Here is a 20,556-nt window from a genome sequence, read left to right as displayed (position 1 = left end):
CCCGGGGCAGCGGTGTGGGTGGTCTCCTCGCTCGTGGAGGGGGCCGACGTCGGAGGGGGTGACGAGGTGGGCTGGCTTTCGGTGCCCGATGAGCATCCGGCGAGGCCTGCGATCGCCAGGGTCGCCGCGGCGGCCGCGGCGGCCGCGGCGCAAAGGGGGTAGCGGCGCATGCGGTCAATCTATGCAACACTGGCGGCCGTGACGGAGCCGACCGGATTTCTGGAGTGTTGTCAGGCGTAATCGCCGACCCCCAATCCGCCCGTCGTTCTCCTGGAGCATTCATGGTTTCCGCACATTCTGCTGTGTTGTCGTCGTCTGCCGCGCCAGCCGTTTCCTCGCCCACCCGGCTGCGGCTGCCCGATCTCTTGCACGCCAGTGACCGGGGGGCAGACGACGTGCTGTCCGGTCGCTATGACCACCTGCTGCCACCTGGCGGCGTGCCAAGGGATGAGCGCTGGTTCACCCGGCTGCACGGCGACGACGAACTCGACGTCTGGCTGATCAGCTGGGTGCCGGATCGCTCGACCGAACTGCACGACCACGGCGGCTCGCTCGGCGCCCTGACCGTGGTGTCCGGCGCGTTGCGCGAAACCCGCTGGGACGGTGAGGCGTTGCGCCGCCGCCGGCTGCGGGCGGGCGATCAGGCCGGCTTCCCGTTGGGATGGGTGCACGACGTCGTATGGGCACCCGAACGGGATCTGACGGCTCCCGTCACACCGACGCTTTCCGTGCACGCCTATTCGCCGCCGTTGACGGTGATGTCGTACTACGAGGTTACCGAGCGAGACACGTTGCGCCGCAAGCGCACCGAGCTGACCGACACACCGGAAGGGTGAGGTGATGACCAGCCGTATCGACCGTGTCCTCGACGACGCAAGGGCCCGGCTTCGTCGACTGGCCGCGCGCGAGGTGCCCGCCGCGCTGCAGCGTGGAGCATTGCTGGTGGACATCCGCCCGCAGGCCCAGCGCGACCGCGAAGGCGACGTACCTGCCGCGCTGGTGATCGAACGCAACGTGCTGGAGTGGCGATGCGATCCGACCAGCGACGCCCGGCTGCCGCAGGCCGTCGACGACGACGTGGAATGGGTGGTGCTGTGCTCGGAGGGTTACACCTCGAGCCTGGCCGCGGCATCGCTGCTCGACCTCGGCCTGCACCGTGCGACCGACGTTGTCGGCGGCTACCACGCGTTGAAGGCCGAGGGCGCATTGGTTTAGCTCGTGTAAACCAGACGGCCTGCAGTCCGAACGCGTTCGAGTCGAGTCATTAGCCCGCTGGCGGAGTGGGCGTCCACTCGAGTTCTCGGCCACCGAATCGTGCGGCACGCAGGTCGCCTGAACGTGCGTGCCCCTCGAAGTGCTCCAGTCGAGAAAGCCGACTGCAAACCTCGCCGAGCATCGCACTGGTTTGCGGATTCCGGACCTCCTGATAGGTCACCGTCTTGAGAAACTTCCCGACCCATAATCCACCCGAATACCGGGCGGCACCAAGCGTGGGAAGCACATGATTGGTACCAATGAGCTTGTCGCCGTACGCAACACACGTGCCCTCTCCAAGGAACAACGCGCCGTAGTTGGTCATGCCGTCGAGCGCCTTCCGCGGCTCGTCGGTGAGGATCTGGACGTGTTCAGAGGCGAAGGTGTCAGCAAGCGAAAACGCGTCCTCGACGCTGGCAACGACGTACACCTGCCCGTGATCGCGCCACGCCCTTTCGGCCACGGCCCTTGTTGGCAGTCCCGGCAGCAGCTCATCGATATGCCCGATCGCCGCCCGGGCGACCGACTCCGATGTCGAGATGAGCACGCACGGTGAATCCGGCCCGTGCTCGGCCTGGGAGAGCAGATCTACGGCGATCGTGAACGGATCGGCGCTCTGATCGGCGACGATCAGCGTTTCGGTTGGGCCCGCGAACAAGTCGATCCCGACCTCGCCGAACAACTGGCGTTTGGCCTCTGCCACGAAGGCGTTGCCCGGCCCGGTGACAATATCGACACCGTCGATAGTCTCAGTCCCCAACGCGAGCGCGGCGACCGCCTGCACACCGCCAAGCACATAGATCTCGTCGGCGCCCGCGAGGTGCATGGCGGCGATACTCACCGGCGGTGCCTGGCCGTTGTTCGGCGGCGTTGTCGCGGCCACCCTGTCGACGCCGGCCACTTTAGCGGTCAACACCGTCATGTGCGCCGAGGCGGTCAGGGGGTAGCGGCCGCCCGGCACGTAGGCGCCGGACGCCGCCACCGGCACGTTGCGCTGGCCAAGGAACACGCCGGGCAGCGTCTCCATCTCGAAGTCGCGAATCGAATCACGCTGGGCACGTGCAAAGTTACGGACTTGCGTTTGCGCGAAGCGCAGATCGTCGAGCACCGTGTCGGGCACACTGGCGACGATCTCGGCGATTTCCTCATCAGACAGCCGAAACGACTGCGGCGACCATTGGTCGAACTTCTGCGAATATCTGCGAACGGCATCGTCACCGTCGGCGCGAACGTCGGCGATGACGGAACTGACAATGTCGAAGACTTCGGGGTCGCTGCTCCGTCGAGCTGTAGGCCCGTCCGCCGCTTTCAGTACGTGGGTCATAGGGTCCGCTTCCAGTTGTGATCGTCTAGAGGTGCTGTTCCTTGTCGCGGAACGACCGGTATTCGGCCTGGCGTTCGTCACGGATGTAGTCGGGCACCGGGAAGTCCCACCAACCGGGAACCCAGGGGCCGGCGGCGTCACGGTCGGTGGGGACCTCGACAAGCGCGGGCGCGTGTGAATCGAACGCCTTGCGATAGGTGCTCTCCAGCTGCGCGGGTTCGTCGACGCGGAATGACTCAAGGCCGAACGCCGCGCCAAGCGCCTTGAAGTCAGGGCTGTAGGCCCTGCCGTCAGGGCGATTGAACTCAGTGCCGATGTGGCGGCTGGTCTGCTTGCGCTGACCGCCACGGATGGACATGTAGCCCGAGTTGTCTTGCACTACAAAGACAACCGGGATGTCATGTGTGATACACATGCCGATCTCTTGCACGGTCATCAGGAAATCACCGTCGCCGAGCACGCAGGCAACCTGCCGATCCGGTGTGGCCAGCTTGGCGCCCATGGCTGCCGGGACCGCCCACCCCATCGAAGAGAACCCGCCCGACGTCAGATGTGTGCGCGGCTCGTAGACCGGGAACGTTTGCTTGACCGCGCCCTGCGTGTTGCCCGAGCCGGCGACAATGATGCCGTTGCGTTCCATCACATTGCGCAATGCGCCAAGCGGACGCTGCGAGGTGAACGGGAAGCGATCCGAATCCCGGCGCGTGGCAAGCATTTCCTCCCATTCGGCCTGCAACCGCGCGAGTTCCGCCAGGTACTTGCCACGATCGGGGGGGCCGGCCGGCAGTAGCGAGGTGATAGCCGCGACCGTGTGTTTCGCGTCCGCGACGATGCCGACTTCGGCGGGGTAGTTCTTGCCGATCTCGTGGGGATCGACGTCGATATGGATCAGTTTGGCCGGCGGAATTGAGAACGAGACGCCCTTGGCGTAGCTCGAGGCCGACCAGTCGGTGAACCGACAGCCGACCGCGACGACAACATCGGCACTGGAGGCGATCGTGTTGCCCACCGGCGTCCCAGTTTGACCGACGCTGCCCGCGAAGAGTGAATGGTCTTCGGGGAAGGCGCCTTTCCCATTCCACGTTGTCACCACTGGGACCTGCCACGCCTCTGCCAGCGCCAGCATTTCCTCGGCGGCGTTCGAGGTGATCGCCCCACCGCCGGCGACGATCACCGGCCTGCGTGCCTTCATCAACACTTCGACTGCATTGTCGATGGCCTGCGGATCAGGCCGCGGTGTGCCGATCGGCAGACGTGTGGCGAGGTCGTGCAAGTCGACGTCGGCGGCTTCGGCCTGCACATCCATCGGCACCTCGATGTGCGCAGGCCCGGGCCGTCCCGTGAGCATCGTGCTGAACGCCCGATGCAAAATGAATGGCAATTCATCGACCCTGGTCGCCACCCAGTGCCGTTTCGACACGGCATCCGCAATCTGAGGGAAGTTGTTGTCCGTGTGGCGGTCGAGTTCCTGGAGCAATCCATGGCCGCGCATGTGGGTCGGCGGCCCGCCCGTGATCACCAACACGCTAGTGGAATCGCTGTAGGCGGTTGCCAATCCGAGGACGGTGTTCGCCGCGCCCGCGCCGATCGAGGTGACCGCGGCCATCGGCCTGCCTGACACCCGGTAGTACCCGTCGGCGAGGTGCACGGCGCTCTGCTCGTGCAGGACTTGAATGAACGGGATGGTCGAATCCGGCTCAAGGAACGCATCGGTCAGCGACCAGATCCCATGCCCGGGAATGCCGGCGACGTAGTCGACTCCGTAGTTCTTCAGCGTCTGGGCGACGATTTGGCCGCCGGTGAGTTTAGGCATTGGGAATCCTTGCTGGGCTGTCGGAATTCGTGGCAGGTATCCGGTTTTCACGCCGGGCGCGAAGGGCATTCGCCACCGCGATGGCGTCACCCTCGGGCGCGTTGGAGGCCAGATGCGGTTTGGCGACCGCCTGGTAGATCAGCCCGACCGCAGCGACCACCAGGAATCCGATGAGTGCGATCCATCGGTCGTAGAACGGTGCCTCGGGATCGCCGGTGGGCTTGGCCAGCAGGATCATCGCGAGGATGCCGTAGGCGAGCGCCGCGATCGAGACCGGCCATCCGGCCTTGCCCAGAGTCCACGAGCCACCCGGTTTCCATCCGCGTCGCCGGGCCCGGATCGAGGCGAAAACCACCATCTGGAAGGCGAAGTAGCCGGCCAGCATCTGGAAGGCGGCGATTCGGAACAGCGAATCGGGCTCGAAGAAGACGAACACGAACAACGCAACAGGAGGCAGGTTCACCGCGACCAACGCGTTCACCGGAACCTTGGTGCGTGAGGAGAGCTGCGAGAGCCAGTGGCTGCGCGGGAACATGTCGTCGCGGGCGAACGAGAACACCAATCGGCTAGCGGCCGCCTGCTGGCCCATCACACATGCCAGGAACGATGTCAGCGCAACAACCAGAAACGCTTTCGTGCCAACGATTCCCAGCGTGTCCTGCAAGATGGTCGGGATCGGGTTGGCGATGTCACCGGAGACGATCGCTTCTAGATTGGGCGCTGCCAGCACATACCCGGCATACGCCAGCAGTGCGGAGCCGCCACCGATCAGAACGGTCATCTGCATGGAGCGAGGGATGACGCGGCTGGGGTTCGGGGTCTCCTCGGCCACCTCGCCGCAGGCTTCGAAGCCGTAGAACAGCAGCAGGCCGACAAGCGATGCCGCGAGGAACGCGCCGAAGTAGCCGCCCGAGCCAGTTCCGAATGTATCGAAGAAGACCGAAACAGAGTTGTGCCGCTTGAAGATCAGCAAGAACAGCCCGACACCGATAACGCCGATGAGTTCGGCGGCCAGGCCGATGCTGGCGATACGCGCCAGCGTCTTGCTTCCGGTTGCGTTCAATACAAGGCCCAGCGCGGCCACCACGAGGGCGATCGCCAGCTTCTCCCCGGGTGTGGTGGCCGCCGACGGATCCGTCGCCGATCCGAACAGCAGGGCCGCGACGAAGTCGGCGCTGAAGAGCGCCGTGGTCGTGATGCCGATGATTACGCCGGCGATGTAGATCCACGACAGGATCCATGCGTACTGGCCGCTCCACAATCGGCGTGCCCATTGATACAGCCCGCCGGCGATCGGGAACTGCGACACCACTTCGCCGAAGACCAACGCAACCAGCAGCTGGCCGATCGCCACGATCACGATCCAGAAAATCGAAGGCGGCCCCGCCGCTGTCAAGCCCATCGAGAACAGGGCGATGACGCCAACCAGTGGGGACAGGTACAGGAAGCCGAGCGCGAAGTTCGACCAGAGGTTGATCTTGCGCTCGAACTTTTCCTCGTACCCGAGCACCCGCAGGTGGGCATCGTCTTCGCCGACCGGTGGCGGCGTCAAGCGATCCTCGGACATGGCGTTCCTCCGCTGCTAATCGTGGTGTGCATCGGAGTCTGCTGCCCACGATGGGCGGGTGTTAGGCCCACAATGTGAAGCATCCAAAGGAGCGGTTGCACGTTTCGTGCCATGCTGACGCCGTGACGCTGACTATCGACGCCGCGCTGCAACTCGAGATCTTCGCCCGAACTCCGTGGCGCGTCTTCGCGGGCTCCGAAAGCCTGAAGCGCGAAGTCCGTTGGGTCCACCCGGTGGAAGTGCCCGACATCGCGCGGTTTCTGACTGGCGGCGAGATGCTGCTCACCGCGGGACTTGGCGTCGGCCAGACTCAGGCGCAGCAGCGGCGCTACATCAGGGAGATCGCCGCCGCCGGAGCGGCCGTCCTCGTGATGGAACTGAGCGGACGCGTGTTCCGGACGATGCCGCAAGCGGTCATTGAGGAGGCCGAGGCGTTGCACTTCCCGCTCGTCGGCCTCGATCGTGAAATTCCGTTCGTCGAGGTCTCGGCTCAGGTCCACGAATATCTGGTCGACTCGCGGATCGCCGAGCTCACCGCCTTCGAACGGCTCAACGAGACGTTCATGCGCCTGCTGCTCGACAGCCGCGATCACATCTCGTTCACCGAAGCGCTCACCCACGAGGTGGGCTGGCCGGTCGTCCTTGAGGACATCAACCATCAGATCATCGCGTATGCAGGCGGCACCACCGATTCCGATGCGGTGCTGAAGAACTGGGGCCTACATGCGCGGGTCGCCCATCCGAGCCCGGTGACTGCGTCGAACGTGCACCGGCCCGGCGTCAGGGAACCGGACGCGGACGGCGACTGCACCCGCAGGCCGGTGGTGTTGCGCGGCGAGCGGTGGGGCTGGCTGCATGTGATGCGCAGTTCCGAACGGCTGCCGAACGCGAGCGTGTACGCGCTCGACCGCGCCGCCGACGCGATCGCCATCACCTTGCTCAGCGACCGCGAGAGCGGCGCACGAACCCTGCAGCGGCAGAACTCTCTGGTCAACCGCCTTCTGCTCGGAGACATCAGTGGCGAACAGTTCGTCAGCAGGGCGCTACGGATTGGCCGCGACCTGCGGGAGCGACGACTCGTGGTCATCTTCGTGTGCAAGGAACGGGCGTCGGACGGTCAGACGGAGTTCGCGTTCGATGCGCTGCTGCGGCCGCTTCGCATGCCGGCCGTCGTCGCTGACATCGGAGACCATTTGATGGCCGTCGCCGGATTTCCGCGTTCGCTGTCGGAGCAGCAATTGGTCGACCGACTCACCGACAGCCGGATGCGCGCGGGCATGAGTCGCGTCTGCTCGGCCGCCGATCTGGCGGGCGCTGTTCACCAGGCCCGCAGCGCCGCATCGGTGGCCGCCACGCGGTCCGAGCCGGTGGTGTTGCGGTTCGACGAACTCGGAGTGCTGCGCCTCCTCGTGTCCCTGTCGCACGGACCCGAATTGGCCAGCTACGTCGACGACGAGCTCGGCGCGGTGCTGGCTCACGACGCGACCGCTTCTAATCCGCTGTTGCCCACAATGCGTGCGTACCTCGACGCCGACGGCAACAAGTCGCGCGCCGCCGAGGCACTGTTCGTCCAGCGCCGCACGCTGTACTACCGGTTGGACCGGTTGAACGCTTTGCTGGGGAAGTCTCTCGAGGACGCGAAGGATCGCCAAACGCTGGGCCTAGCCCTGCGCGCCTACGACCTGCTGCAGTCGACAGCCATGCGCTGAGCATCAAAGTGCGCAATTCTTCGCCGCTATGCTTCCCACACTGTGTGGTCCGCCGCTCCATGAGGCTGCCTACAGTTGTGCCATGTCCGATCCCTTCGGGTCGTCCCGGCCGTCCGTCGTCACCGACTGTCCCGTCGACGTCGAAGCTGACGTCGTCGTCATCGGCTCGGGCATGGGCGGCGGCACGCTCGCGTACGCATTGCGGGATAGCGGCGCACGAGTACTGATCATCGAGCAAGGCGATTTCCTGCCGCGTGAGCTCGAAAACTGGTCGCGCAAGGCCGTACACCTTCACGGCCGCTACAAGAATTCGGCTACCTGGTACGACTCACGGGGTAACGGCTTCGTTCCTGGCAACTACCACTACGTCGGCGGCAGCACCAAGCTCTACGGAGCTACCCTGCCGCGATTCCGCGAGCACGACTTCGACGCGGTCCAGCATGTCGACGGGCTCTCGCCTGCCTGGCCGATCAGCTACGACGATCTTGAGCCGTATTACGCTGTGGCCGAACGGATTTTCTGGGTGCACGGCAACAAGGGTGAGGATCCCACGGACCCACCACGCTCGACCGACTTTCCGTATCCGGCGGTGCCGTACGAGCCAACAGTCGGGTCTTTCGTGGACCATGCACGTCAACAGGGTTTGCATCCGTTCGCATTGCCGCAGGCGATCGACATACGCCCGGGCGGGCGCTGTGTGCGGTGTGCGACGTGCGACGCGTTCCCGTGCATGCTCGACGCGAAGGGAGATGCCGACGTTGCCGCGGTGCGCCCGGCGATTGCGTCACCCAATGTGAAACTGCTGACGCGCACCGAGGTCACTCGGTTGGAGACCGACAGTAGTGGCCGACGGGTTGCGGTGGCGCATGCGACCTGTCGCGGCAATCCAATCCGGATCCGTGGCGCCCGGTTCGTCGTCGCCGCAGGCGCCGTCAATAGCGCCGCGCTTCTGTTGCGGTCGGCGTCGGAAACGCATCCGCAAGGCCTTGCCAACTCGTCCGATCAGGTGGGCCGTAACTACATGGCCCACATCACCACGTTCCTGCTTGCCATCGATGCCATTCACACCAACAAGGACGTGTACACCAAGACGGTCGGCATGAACGACTGGTATGCGGCCGGCCCGACAAACAAGTACCCGCTCGGAAACGTCCAGGGCCTTGGCAAGTTGCGCGGAGAGATGGTCAAGCGGGCGCGCAAGTGGATACCCATGTCCATCCTCGACACCGTGACCCGACGCACGCTGGACCTGTTCCTGCAGACTGAGGATCTGCCCCTGCCGGATAGCCGGGTGCGACTGAACTCGGCAGGCGACATCGTGCTGAGCCGAGTGCAAACCAACCTGGCGGCCAACGACGAGTTGATCACGCGAATGACCGAGGTGGCGCGGCGGGCCGGCTACGCCAAGGTGCTGCACCAACGGCTCGGCGTGGAAGCGACCTCACACCAATGCGGGACCGCGCGCATGGGAACTGACCCGGAAACCAGCGTGGTTGACAGTTATTGCAAGGCACACGATCTGGACAACATGTGGATCGTCGACAGCTCACCCTTCCCGTCGTCGGCAGCCGTCAACCCGGCGCTGACCGTTGCCGCGCTGGCGTTGCGGGTGGCTGAGAACGGACAACTCACGGCGTAGAACGGAAGATACTGTGTTGCAAGATAAATCAACGCACGTCGGAGTGCCGACGTTGCGTTCGGTCGATCACGTCGCGTTCACCGTGCCCGACCTCGAGACGGCGGTCCAGTTCTTCACCACACACTTCGGCGGCACCTGCGTGTTCTACGACGGACCGTTCGCCGACGACGGCGACGGTATGACCCAACGCCTCAACGTCGACTCGAAGGCGTCGTGCCGGCTGGCGATGGTGCGGCTGGGAACGGTCAACCTCGAGCTCTTCCAATATGACGCGCCCGAACAATCCGACGAACCACCACGAAACAGCGATATCGGCGGCCACCACCTGGCGTTCTACGTCGACGATATCGACGCCGCGCACCGCTACGTCTCCACGATCCCGGGTGTGCGAGTCATGGAGGGCCCCAACGGAGTTGCCGACAGTTCCCCGGTCGCGGGGCAGCGCTGGTTCTACTTCCTCACGCCATGGGGTCTGCAAATGGAGCTCACTTCGTGTCCGGGCGGGCGGTTCTACGCCGGTCTTCCCGGCGGGGCGATGGCGCCACCGGCAGCCGAGCCGCTCGTCGAGGCGCAGCAGTGACCAAGGTTCTCCATCTCTATGGTGGGTGGCCCGGTCATCAGCCCTACGCGATGGCTTCATGGACGCGAGGGCTCACCGACGAACTCGGATACGACGTCGAGGAGACGCAGGACATCTTCTCGCTCGACCGTGATCTGAGAGAGTACGACTTGATCATCCTCGGCTGGAACAACGCTTTGACCACCGAGGATCTGTCCGATTCCCAAGAGGACAACCTGCTGTCGGCCGTCGAGTCAGGCACGGGGGTGGCCGCGTGGCACGGCGCGGCAGCGGCGTTCCGGGCCAGTCTGCGCTACCACCTGATGCTCGGTGGTGACTTCGTCGCCCACCCTGCCGGTGAGGGATACCCGCAGCCCTACACGGTGCGCATTACCGATGCCACGCATCCAGTCACTCAGGGCGTCAACGACTTTCCCGTTGCCTCCGAGCAGTACTACCTGCACACCGATCACAACAACACCGTGCTCGCCGAAACCACGTTCAGCGGTGAGCACTTCGCGTGGCTCGACGGTCTGCGCAGTCCTGTCGCGTGGATCCGCACCTGGGGAAGCGGCCGGGTCTTCTACCACTCCATCGGACACCGCCCCGAGGACCTCGAGGGCGCGGACGTCCGCCGCCTGACGAAACAAGGGATCACCTGGGCGGCCCGACACAGACGCGAAGCCCGCCTCTAGCGCGTTTCCCTGTGGTCGGCGCCCAGTCGATCACGGATGAACGCAACGTAATCGGCGATTCGTTCGGCGGCGCGCCCGCCGTCCAGGTCGGGGTTGTAGATGACGACACTGGCGCCGAGGCAGCCGGGCACGCTGAGACACGCAGCCGTGAGGCTTTCCAACTGGTTCCACGTCAAGCCGCCGGGCTGTGGATAGTCGACGGCAGCAAGCGACGCGGTATCCAGCACGTCGAGATCGACGTGGCACCACCACCCCGCGGGCGCGCTTGCGGCGGCTTGTTCGACCGCGTCGGCAATCTCGGCGTACGACTGTTCGGTGGCGAGTTGGGCGCCGCTGCGATAGTGAGCGACGCGGTCACGGATGCTGGACTGACCGGCGTCGGCGATCTCTGCTTGGTCGCGGGGTCCGAGCACGACAAGGTTCGCGGGCTGCAGGCACGGAAGCTCGTGCCCCAATCTCGTTGGTCCATTGAATAATCCGAGGGCTAGTCCGATCTCGCAGTCAGAGGCTTCTCCCGTTGGCGTGACGCGAGGATCCCAGGCGTCTTCGTGGCCGTCGATGAACACCAGGCCGGCGTCGCAACGGTCAGCCGCCGCGATCAGCGGAGCCAGCAGGACGGTGCAGTCACCGGCCACGACGACGGGAATGTGTCCACCGCTCCATGTTTCACCGATCGCCGCTGCGGTGTCGGTGACGACGGTTGCCAGCGCGTCCTCGCTGACCAGCCCGGAAGGGCCGCGCTGCTGCGTCAGTCCACTGACCTCTATCCACGTGGACTCGACCGGCGCAGGGAGTCGGTGCTCAACGCCCGCGGAGTGGACGGCTTGCGGCATCCGCGCAACCCCGCTGGACACGCCTGCGGCGTTGAAGGGTACGTAGATGACGCGTGTCACCATCTGTAGTGGGGTCAGGCGTTCTCGTCGTTACGCAGAAGCGGCCGCAACTTTTCGGTCTTCTCCGGGGTCCAGCCCGGTGGCTGCATGATGTCGGCCCATGCGTTGGCGACATCGCGGACATAGACGTGGCCGTGGCCGTCTGGCACGTCGACGGCGACCGCCATGTCGGCGGACACCTGCAGGAACGTGACGATCGGAATCCACTGCATGCGTCCGGAGAGGTCATAGCCTCGGGGTTCCTTCAACCAGTCCGGTTCGGCGAACAGCAGATCGGGATTCCACCAGGCGATCGGGTCGGAGGCGTGCTGCAGGTACACCACTCGTGGTGTGCCCCAAGGGTCGTCGGGCCTGTTCAAGTTGTCGGCCCGCGCGGCGAAGCGGACGCTTTCGCCCTTGTCGAAGATGGGCAGCCACATCGGCGAGCCCGGATCGCGGTCGCGGGTCAGCTGGGTCCAGATCGTGTTGTTGAATGTGGGCCCGGAGAACAGGGCGCCGTCGGTGCGCGCGACCAGGTTGTTGAGGGCAAGGAACGGCGCCTCACCGCCGAACGAGCCGAGGCTTTCGCCGAACACCACCAGCCGTGGCTGGTCGGCCTCGGGCATTTCGCGGACCATGGCGTCGATGGCTTCGAACAGAGCCTGCCCGGCCTGCCTGGCGTTCTCCTGGTCCACCAGGAACGACAGCCAGCTGGGCAGGAACGAGTACTGCATGGACACGATCGCGGTGTCGCCGTTGTACATGTATTCCAGCGCCGTCGCTTCGGCCTCGTTGATCCAGCCGGTGCCGGTGGTGGTGGCGACGGCGACCACTGCCCGGTCCAGCCCACCGGTACGCCGCAACTCCTGTGCCGCCAACGCGGCGGTCGCTTTGATGCCGTCGGCCGAGTTCAGCCCGGCATAGGTGCGGATCGGCTCGATCGCCGGGCGACCGTTGAACTTGGTGAGGTCCTCGACCGTCGGACCCGCCGACATGAACACGCGGCCTTGATGTCCGAGCGACTCCCAGCTGACCAGAGACTGCGGACCACCGGAGCGCAGCCGTGACGTCGGCGCGGCGATGTCCGGGTCGGTTTCGTCGTTGACCGCTTCGAAGGTGTTGTTGATGGTGCTCATCGCGAATCGGACGACGATGCCGTTGAGCAGTGCGATGGTCAGCGCAAGCAAGAGTGCGACCACGACGACGGCCGAAACCCGCGGCGGGGCAACGCGATCGAGTTGGCGCACCAGGAAGCGCACCAATCTGCCTACCAGCTGGCCGATTTCGACGAAGACGAACAACACGACGATGGACAGCACGGCGGTGAGCGGGTGGTCCCAGAATCCAAGCCGGGCTACACCGTTGAGGTCGCGTACCTCGTCCTGCCAGATGTGGAAGTAGATGATCATCAAGATCTGGCCGATGATCCCGATGATTACCAGCGCGATCCAGGCCACCCGCGGCGCTGGCGGGCTGGTGTCTTTCGACCGCATGTAGCGCACCAGCCACACCCCGAACACACCGAGGCCGTATCCGATAGCACCGGCCGCGCCGCTGACCATGCCCTGGAACAGCGGCCCTCGGGGCAGTAGCGACGGGGTCAACGAGAACCAGATGAATACCAGGCCGACAGCAGTTCCGAAGAACGTGTAGTGGCGAATCCACCACGGCTTCTTCGCCGTTTCCTCCCGCGGCGGTGCCTCCTGGGTCGTTTCCTCCGCGGTATTTGTCACGAACGCAGATTAGCGGTGCGTGAAGTTCGGCGGACGTTTCTCGGTGAACGCGTTCATGCCCTCGGTCTGGTCGTCTGTGGCGAACGCGGAGTGGAAGAGCCTGCGCTCGTACAGCAAGCCCTCAGTGAGGGTGGACTCGAACGCGCGGTTGACGGCCTCCTTGGCCATCCGCGATGCCGACAGCGACATCCCGGCGATGGTTTTCGCGACGGCATTGGCCTCGTCGAGCAACGTGTCGGCGGGCACGACGCGCGACACCAATCCGGCGCGTTCGGCCTCCTCGGCATCCATGTTGCGCCCAGTGAGGATCAGGTCCATGGCCTTGGCCTTGCCGATGGCACGGGTGAGTCGCTGCGAGCCGCCCATGCCAGGCAGCACACCGAGCTTGATTTCGGGCTGGCCGAATTTCGCGGTGTCGGCGGCGATCAGCAGATCACACATCATCGCCAGCTCGCAGCCACCGCCGAGCGCGTAACCCGCAACCGCGGCGATCGTCGGTGTGCGCGTCGCGGCGAACTTTCCCCACTGCGCGAAGAAGTCGGCGGCGAACACGTCGGCGAACGACAGCTCGGCCATCTCCTTGATGTCCGCGCCCGCCGCGAACGCCTTCTCGCTTCCGGTGATGACGATCGCGCCGATACCTGGATCGCCGTCGAATTCTGCTGCCGCCGTAGTCACTTCGGCCATCACCTGGCTGTTGAGCGCGTTGAGCGCCTTCGGCCGGTTCAGCGTGATGGTGCCGACACGGTCGTCGCGGGTGACCAGAATGGCTTCGTAGCTCATCAGAACTCCAGTTCGCGGTCGGCCGGCGCAAAGTAATCCTCAACGTCGGCGGTGGTCACGGCCGCCAGCGATGCTGGCGACCACTTCGGGTTGCGGTCCTTGTCGATCACCTGCGCGCGGATTCCCTCCACCAAATCATGCGAGCGTAGCGATCCGCAGGACGTCCGATATTCCTGGCGCAACACGTCTTCCAGAGTGTCGAGTTTTCCGGCACGGCGGACTGCTTCCAGCGCCACCGACACGGAGATGGGCGAGCGGGTGGAGATCAGGTTGGCCGCGTCGTTGGCGGGACCGGCGTCGTGGTCGCGCAGCGCCGCGATGATGTCGGCGACCGTCTCGCCGGCGTAGCAGTGATCAATCCAATCTCGTTGGGCGACCAACTGACTGGCTGGCGGTTCCGTCGCGTGCTCGGCAAGCGCAGCGTCGACGCCGTCGTCCACGATCGCCTTGGTGAAGGCTTCGAGTTGGTCGTGCGGCACGAAGTGGTCCGCGAATCCAAGCGTTATCGCGTCGGCCCCGGTGAACGGTGCGCCCGTCAGCGCGGCGTGCAGGCCCAGCAGCCCGGGTGCCCGCGAGAGGATGAAGGTGCCGCCGACGTCGGGGACGAAGCCGATACCCACTTCGGGCATGGCCATTTTGGTGGTGTCGGTGACGACCCGGACGGTCCCATGCGCGCCGACCCCGACGCCGCCGCCCATCACGATGCCGTCCATCAGCGCGATGTACGGCTTGGGGTAGCGGCCGATGTGCCCGTTGAGGAGGTATTCGTCGTACCAGAACTGGCGGGCCTCGACACCGTCGGCGCGGGCGCTGTGATAAATCGCGACGATGTCGCCGCCTGCGCAGAGCCCCCGCTCGCCGGCGCCCGACACGACGACCGCGCCGACCTCGTCGTCGGTCTCCCACCGGGCAAGCACCCGCGAAACCGCATCGACCATCGGATGGGTCAGCGAATTGATCGCCTTGGGCCGATTGAGCGTGACCAGGCCGACCCCGCGGTCAACAGTTACTAGGACATCCTCGTTTTCACCCACAGTTATGCAATGTAGATCGTGGCCCATGGTGAGGCAGCCCCGGGTATGTTTTCCTGTGAATGAGCCGGTAAGACGGGAACGTCGCCGGGTCGTCGATCGTTGAGAGTGTGTTCGGCAACAAGTCGAACTCAAGCATCAGGAGAGGAACCGACGGTGCGGGAGACCAGCAACCCGGTATTTCGTTCGCTGCCTAAGCAGCCGGGCGGATATGCGCAATTCGGTACCGGAGCCGCCGGCTACGGTGCGCAAGCAGTTAATGCCGACCCCTATGTGACCCAATATCCCGACCAGCAGCAGACCGGGGTATCCCGGCCGCTGACTATCGACGACGTCGTCACCAAGACCGGCATCACGCTGGCCCTGCTGACCGCCGTCGCGGTCGTGTCGTACTTCTTGATCGGACAGAACGTCGGGCTGGCGATGCCGTTCTTGCTGGTCGGCTCTCTTGGTGGCCTCGGGCTGTTGCTCTTCGCCATCTTCGGCCGCAAGCAGGACAACCCGGCCATCGTGCTGAGCTACGCCGCTTGTGAAGGCTTGGTGGTCGGCGCGTTCTCGTTCGTCGTCGCCAACTTCATGGTGTCCGGCATCAGCGCCGGCGCGCTCATCAGCCAGGCCGTCGTGGGTACCCTGGGCGTGTTCTTCGGCATGCTCGTCGTTTACAAGACGGGCGCCATTCGTGTGACGCCGAAGTTCACCCGCTTCCTTGTCGCCGCCGGCTTCGGCGCCGTGGTGCTGATGCTCGTGAACCTGGTGGTCGGCCTGTTCACCGACGGAGCGGGACCGCTGCGCGACGGTGGCCCGCTGGCGATTCTGTTCTCGCTGCTGATGATCGGCCTGGCCGCGTTCTTCTTCCTGGCCGACTTCGATTCGGCCGACCAGGCGATCCGCGCTGGCGCACCGGAGAAGGCCGCGTGGGGCATCGCCCTTGGCCTCACCGTGACGCTGGTGTGGCTGTACCTGGAGATCCTGCGGCTGCTGAGCTACTTCAACAGCGACTAGCAGCCATCGCGAGAAAAGCCCGGCACTACGGTGCCGGGCTTTTTCGTGCGTTGAGTCTGCGTTGAGGGCGTGAGTTATCCACAGTCTTGCGTCCTACGCGCAGAATGAACGCTTCGCGTCGGTAAACGCTGGCAGTCTGCCGCCATGGGGGAGGGCTATCGGCCGTTTGTTGGTAGCGATGCACTGGCGGATGGCGCACTGAATCGGTATGAGCTGCGCAGGTACTACCGGGCCATCATGCCGAACATCTATCTGGATAAGCGTGTGCAGCCGTCGCTACAGGATCGGACCGTCGCGGCGTGGTTGTGGTCGCGGCGAGCGGGCGTGATTTCCGGGCTCGCCGCTTCGGCGTTACACGGAACCAAATGGGTCGACGACGATTCGCCGGTCGAGTTGATCTGGCGCAACGCGAGAGCGCCGCACGGAGTCGTGACTCGTGACGAAATGCTGTTCGAGGAAGAAATTCAACGGCTCAACGGCCTCAACGTGACCACGCCGGAGCGCACGGCATTCGATCTCGGCAGACGTGACCGGGTCGGACGCGCAGTCGAGCGTCTGGACGCCCTGGCTCGCGCCACCGATTTCAAGGTTTCCGCCGTTGAGGAACTGGCGGGTAAGCATCGACGTGCACGTGGACTCCGCCAGCTTGAGAAGGCGCTCGATCTCGTTGACGCCGGAGCCGAGTCACCGAAGGAAACCTGGTTGCGGTTGTTGATGATTCGAGCTGGCTATCCGCGACCACGTACACAGATACCGGTTGTGAGCCCCGACGGTCGTCGGCGGTACTACCTCGACATGGGCTGGGAGGACATCAAGCTCGCAGTCGAGTACGAGGGAGACCACCATCGCGTCGACCGCGACAGATTCGCGTATGAGATACGGCGTTTGGAGGACATTGCCGAACTCGGTTGGCTCGACATCAGGGTGGCGGCCCGGCACCATCCCTCCGAGGTGCTGCGTCGCGTGGAGCGCGCGTGGGATGCCCGGACAAGTTGACTCTGCGGTGATGGCGTTGGCTACTCGCTGTTTTGTGCCCAGGACGCAGAGTCAACCCCCAAAGCTAGGAGAGCCGCTCCACGACCATCGCCATGCCCTGCCCGCCGCCGACGCACATGGTTTCCACGCCGAACGTCTTGTCGTAGGTCGCCAGGTTGTTCAGCAGCGTGGCGGTGATCCGGGCGCCGGTCATGCCGAACGGGTGACCAAGCGCGATCGCACCGCCCGACACATTCAGCTTCTCCTCGTCGATGCCCAACTCGCGGGCCGAGCCCAGCACCTGGACCGCGAACGCCTCGTTGATCTCGAACAGGTCGATGTCGTTAACGCTCATGCCGGCGTTGCCCAGTGCCTTGCGCACCGCCTCGATCGGACCAAGGCCCATGATCTCCGGCGACAGCCCGGACACACCCGTCGCGACGATGCGGGCCAACGGCGTCAACCCGAGTTCGCGCGCCTTGGTGTCGGACATGATCACCACAGCGGCGGCGCCGTCATTCAACGGGCAGGCGTTGCCCGCCGTGATCGTGCCGTCCGGCCGGAACACCGGCTTGAGCTGGCTGATCTTCTCGTAGGATGTCCCGGCGCGCGGGCCGTCGTCCTTGCTCACCGTCGAGCCGTCGGGCAGCTTCACCGGCACGATCTCGCGGTCGAAGAAGCCGCTGTTGATGGCCTCCTCGGCGCGGTTCTGGCTGCGCACACCCCAGTGGTCCTGGTCCTCGCGGCTGATGCCGGTCAGCAGCGCGACGTTCTCAGCGGTCTGGCCCATCGCGATGTAGACGTCGGGCAGCACACCGTCCTGACGCGGGTCGTGCCACTCTTCGGCGCCCGCCGCGGACTGCGCGGTGCGCTGTTCGGCGTCGGCGAACAGCGGGTTGTGAGAGTCGGGCCACCCGTCCGAGGTGCCCTTGGGGAACCGCGAAACCGTCTCCACCCCAGCCGAAATGAACGCGTTGCCCTCGCCGGCCTTGATCGCGTGAAACGCCATCCGCGTGGTCTGCAGCGACGACGAGCAGTACCGGTTGACGGTCGTGCCGGGCAGGAAGTCATAGCCAAGCTGGACGGCCACCGCGCGGCCGATGTTGAAACCGGCTTCGCCGCCGGGCTGCCCGCAGCCCATCATCAGGTCGTCGATGTCGCGCGGGTCCAGTGCGGGCACCTTGTCCAGCGCCGCACGCACCATCTGGGCGGCAAGGTCGTCGGGGCGCATATCGACCAGAGAACCCTTGGCGGCGCGGCCGATCGGCGAACGCGCGGTCGAAACAATGACGGCTTCAGGCATGACGTCTCCTCAATCAGATTGCTAGAGGAGAACTTAGCCCGCGGGCACCACCATGGGCGCGGGCACCCTCCCCAGCACAGGCGCGGGGACCCCGGTCGAGCGCCGCCATAACCGGCTCAGCCCACCCACTCGCGCCAGCAATGAACTGCCGTCGCCGGACCGCGTGTGCAACGGCTCCTCGGTTGGCATATCACCGATGAAGTCTCCCAACGCATTACACAGCGCCGGAAGTAATTGCTTGGCCGCCAGTGCGTATCCGGCCGCCGACGGGTGGAACATGTCGTGGCTGAACAATTGCTCCGGCGCCTTTCGGAAATGCGGCGCCAGCAGGTCGGAGAACGGAACCGGCGCGCCGCCCGCCGCGCGGACGGCCGATGCCTGGGCCCGGGCCAAACGCAGCCCGCGGCTGCGTGCCACCCAACGCAGCGGCTGCGGGATCGCGGTGATGACGCCGAAGTCCGGGCAGGTGCCGACCACGACGACAGCGCCGCTGGCCCGCAGGCGCCGGACCGCTCTGCCAAGACGACGTGCGGATGGGCCGATACCGTTCGGCTTGGTGATGTCGTTGGCGCCGATCATGATCACCGCCGCATCCGGCGGCGGCCCCGCCACGAACATCGCGTCGATCTGGCCGGACAACCCCTTCGACGTCGCGCCGACGATGGACTTGGTGTTCAGTCGGATGCGCTTGCCGGACGCTTCGGCCAGCCCTCGCGCGATCAGTACGCCGGGCAGTTCGTCGGCGCTCTGGCAGCCATAGCCGGCGGCGGTGGAGTCGCCAAAGATCATCAGGTGCAGGTCGAACGGCACTCCGCGATGCCAGCGCTCGACGGGGCCGCCGCCCGGCGTGTACACGCCATCGGCGCGCGGCGGGATGTCCCACGACTTGGGGATGACCCGTCGGGCCTGGTCAGCCTGGCCGCTCAGCAGGTTACGGGCTCCGACATAGACGGAGCCCGTTGATGCGAGTCCGGCCGCCGCCGCCAAGGCGATCGTCGACCGACGCCGTACGCGAATGCCCACATCGACAGTTTAAGTGGGAATTGCGGGGTTCTCCCGCGTGGCAAGTCCAATCGGCGATCACAGTGCGGTATCAAGTGCGGTATCGATTTCGACTCGTTGATTGTTGAATTGCTTATAGGGTGTCAAGCTAAGCCAATTGGGTTTGCCAGTAAACAAGGCGCACCCGATACTACGACGACGTAGGAAGTGGTGGCGATGACCGCACCGAGCAAGGTATCGAGGTCGCCTCGCGCTGACATCAGCGCAGCTAGACCGCGTAAACCCCGCAAGTTTCCGGTAAGCGACGGGGCGCCCGTCGAAGTCGTCGAGGACGGTCCCAGCATCGCAGGCCGGCTCACCGCGCTGGCCGCTCTGCTAACAATTCGGCCGACCCTAGCAATCGGCAGCTACGCTCCTCGGCTGCCGTGGCCATGGGGTCTGGTCGACTTCGTCGCGCGGGTCGCGCGACCGACGCCTGGCACTGTTCGCGCCACCATTTCTTTGCCGAACTGCACGGCACAGCTGGTCCGCGCCCCCGGCGTGTTGCCCGCCGACGGCAAGCGCAGCGTCATCGTCTATATGCACGGCGGGGCGTTCCTGACGTGTGGGTCGCATTCGCACGGCCGCCTGGTGACCGCCCTGTCGCGCCACGCGGACAGCCCGGTCCTGGTCGTCAACTACCGGATGATTCCCAAGCACTCCGTGGGTATGGCGCTCGACGACTGCTATGACGCTTACCAGTGGCTGCGACTGAAGGGCTACGACCCCGACCAGATCGTGCTGGCCGGCGATTCCGCGGGCGGATATCTGGCGTTGGCGCTGGCCGAACGGCTTCAACGAGAGGGCGAAGAAGCCCCCGCAGCGATGGTCACGCTGTCGCCGCTGTTCGAGATCGACAACGAGACCCGTGCGAACCACCCGAACATCCGCAGCGACGCAATGTTCCCAGCGCGGGCATTCCCCGCTCTGGTCGAGCTGGTCAAGGAAGCGGCCGAACGCCACGTTGTCGACGGGAAGCCCGAAGAGGTCTACGAGCCGCTCGACCACATCGAACCCGGCCTGCCACGCACCCTGATCCACGTGTCCGGATCCGAGGTCCTGGTCAGCGACGCACGCAAGGCCGCACACCTGCTCGCGGCCGCCGGTGTGCCCGTCGAGGTCCGGGTCTGGCCTGGTCAGATGCACGTGTTCCAGCTGGCCGCGCCCGCGGTATCCGAGGCGAGCAGGTCACTGCGGCAGATTGGCGACTACATCCGAGAGGCCACGTGGTAGCCCACGCACGCGCCTGAGACCAT

Annotated in this window: 18 protein-coding genes; 9 read left to right on the top strand and 9 right to left on the bottom strand. The window is 65.3% G+C overall.

Features of this window, described 5'->3' with window-relative positions; translation table 11 throughout:
• The first annotated feature begins 281 nt into the window (after positions 1–281).
• Together VFH65_RS06440 and VFH65_RS06435 are read left to right on the top strand one after the other, a co-directional pair.
• A complete protein-coding gene (locus tag VFH65_RS06440; protein WP_353320321.1) occupies positions 282–836 on the top strand; it encodes a cysteine dioxygenase in 555 nt (184 codons plus the stop codon).
• 4 nt (positions 837–840) lie between these two features.
• Positions 841–1,215 carry a rhodanese-like domain-containing protein gene (locus VFH65_RS06435; protein ID WP_353320320.1) on the top strand — a complete coding sequence of 125 codons (375 nt, stop codon included), beginning with the start codon at positions 841–843 and terminating at the stop codon, positions 1,213–1,215.
• A 49-nt stretch (positions 1,216–1,264) separates the two neighbouring features.
• On the opposite strand, the gene hisD is transcribed toward VFH65_RS06435, so the two are convergent.
• From hisD to VFH65_RS06420, 3 genes are read right to left on the bottom strand one after another with little or no spacing between them, the layout of a single operon-like run.
• Positions 1,265–2,578 (bottom strand): histidinol dehydrogenase, encoded by a 1,314-nt coding sequence (hisD, locus tag VFH65_RS06430; RefSeq protein WP_353320319.1) that lies wholly within the window; start codon positions 2,576–2,578, stop codon positions 1,265–1,267.
• 25 nt (positions 2,579–2,603) lie between these two features.
• A complete protein-coding gene (locus VFH65_RS06425) occupies positions 2,604–4,391 on the bottom strand; it encodes a thiamine pyrophosphate-binding protein (RefSeq protein WP_353320318.1) in 1,788 nt (595 codons plus the stop codon).
• Complete coding sequence (locus VFH65_RS06420; protein ID WP_353320317.1) at positions 4,384–5,958, bottom strand: APC family permease; 1,575 nt, start codon at positions 5,956–5,958, stop codon at positions 4,384–4,386. The genes VFH65_RS06425 and VFH65_RS06420 overlap by 8 nt, the downstream gene beginning before the upstream one ends.
• A gap of 122 nt (positions 5,959–6,080) precedes the next feature.
• Here VFH65_RS06420 and VFH65_RS06415 point away from each other — a divergent pair, with 122 nt between their 5' ends.
• The 4 genes from VFH65_RS06415 (at position 6,081) to VFH65_RS06400 (ending at position 10,560) form a co-directional block, all read left to right on the top strand.
• Complete coding sequence (locus VFH65_RS06415) at positions 6,081–7,667, top strand: PucR family transcriptional regulator (RefSeq protein WP_353320316.1); 1,587 nt, start codon at positions 6,081–6,083, stop codon at positions 7,665–7,667.
• A gap of 82 nt (positions 7,668–7,749) precedes the next feature.
• The gene (locus VFH65_RS06410; protein WP_353320315.1) at positions 7,750–9,306 is read left to right on the top strand and encodes a GMC family oxidoreductase; all 1,557 of its coding nucleotides are present in this window, start codon (positions 7,750–7,752) and stop codon (positions 9,304–9,306) included.
• A 16-nt stretch (positions 9,307–9,322) separates the two neighbouring features.
• Positions 9,323–9,886, top strand: coding sequence for a VOC family protein (locus VFH65_RS06405; protein WP_353320314.1), 564 nt, complete (start codon positions 9,323–9,325; stop codon positions 9,884–9,886).
• Complete coding sequence (locus VFH65_RS06400) at positions 9,883–10,560, top strand: ThuA domain-containing protein (RefSeq protein WP_353320313.1); 678 nt, start codon at positions 9,883–9,885, stop codon at positions 10,558–10,560. The genes VFH65_RS06405 and VFH65_RS06400 overlap by 4 nt, the downstream gene beginning before the upstream one ends.
• On the opposite strand, the gene VFH65_RS06395 is transcribed toward VFH65_RS06400, so the two are convergent.
• From VFH65_RS06395 to VFH65_RS06380, 4 genes are read right to left on the bottom strand one after another with little or no spacing between them, the layout of a single operon-like run.
• Entirely contained in the window at positions 10,557–11,456 is a 900-nt protein-coding gene (locus VFH65_RS06395; protein ID WP_353320312.1) for an arginase family protein, read from the bottom strand. The genes VFH65_RS06400 and VFH65_RS06395 overlap by 4 nt on opposite strands.
• Before the next feature lie 11 nt (positions 11,457–11,467).
• Positions 11,468–13,165 (bottom strand): alpha/beta hydrolase, encoded by a 1,698-nt coding sequence (locus VFH65_RS06390; RefSeq protein WP_353320311.1) that lies wholly within the window; start codon positions 13,163–13,165, stop codon positions 11,468–11,470.
• A 9-nt stretch (positions 13,166–13,174) separates the two neighbouring features.
• The gene (locus tag VFH65_RS06385; RefSeq protein ID WP_353320310.1) at positions 13,175–13,948 is read right to left on the bottom strand and encodes an enoyl-CoA hydratase; all 774 of its coding nucleotides are present in this window, start codon (positions 13,946–13,948) and stop codon (positions 13,175–13,177) included.
• Positions 13,948–14,982, bottom strand: coding sequence for an enoyl-CoA hydratase/isomerase family protein (locus VFH65_RS06380; RefSeq protein WP_353320309.1), 1,035 nt, complete (start codon positions 14,980–14,982; stop codon positions 13,948–13,950). Before VFH65_RS06380 ends, VFH65_RS06385 begins: the two co-directional genes overlap by 1 nt.
• Before the next feature lie 153 nt (positions 14,983–15,135).
• Between VFH65_RS06380 and VFH65_RS06375 the strand changes: the two genes are divergently transcribed.
• Positions 15,136–15,981, top strand: coding sequence for a Bax inhibitor-1/YccA family protein (locus VFH65_RS06375; protein WP_353320308.1), 846 nt, complete (start codon positions 15,136–15,138; stop codon positions 15,979–15,981).
• Positions 15,982–16,125: 144 nt separating this feature from the next.
• Entirely contained in the window at positions 16,126–16,977 is an 852-nt protein-coding gene (locus VFH65_RS06370; protein ID WP_353320307.1) for a hypothetical protein, read from the top strand.
• A gap of 64 nt (positions 16,978–17,041) precedes the next feature.
• Here VFH65_RS06370 and VFH65_RS06365 read toward each other — a convergent pair whose 3' ends face one another.
• Together VFH65_RS06365 and VFH65_RS06360 are read right to left on the bottom strand one after the other, a co-directional pair.
• Positions 17,042–18,259 carry an acetyl-CoA C-acetyltransferase gene (locus tag VFH65_RS06365; protein WP_353320306.1) on the bottom strand — a complete coding sequence of 406 codons (1,218 nt, stop codon included), beginning with the start codon at positions 18,257–18,259 and terminating at the stop codon, positions 17,042–17,044.
• A 33-nt stretch (positions 18,260–18,292) separates the two neighbouring features.
• The gene (locus tag VFH65_RS06360; protein ID WP_353320305.1) at positions 18,293–19,282 is read right to left on the bottom strand and encodes an SGNH/GDSL hydrolase family protein; all 990 of its coding nucleotides are present in this window, start codon (positions 19,280–19,282) and stop codon (positions 18,293–18,295) included.
• Between the two features lie 195 nt (positions 19,283–19,477).
• Between VFH65_RS06360 and VFH65_RS06355 the strand changes: the two genes are divergently transcribed.
• Positions 19,478–20,533 carry an alpha/beta hydrolase gene (locus VFH65_RS06355; protein WP_353320304.1) on the top strand — a complete coding sequence of 352 codons (1,056 nt, stop codon included), beginning with the start codon at positions 19,478–19,480 and terminating at the stop codon, positions 20,531–20,533.
• Positions 20,534–20,556: the final 23 nt, after the last annotated feature.

Source organism: Mycobacterium sp. (assembly GCF_035697385.1).
Taxonomy (GTDB): domain Bacteria; phylum Actinomycetota; class Actinomycetes; order Mycobacteriales; family Mycobacteriaceae; genus Mycobacterium.
This window is presented reverse-complemented; position numbering and strand designations above follow the sequence as displayed.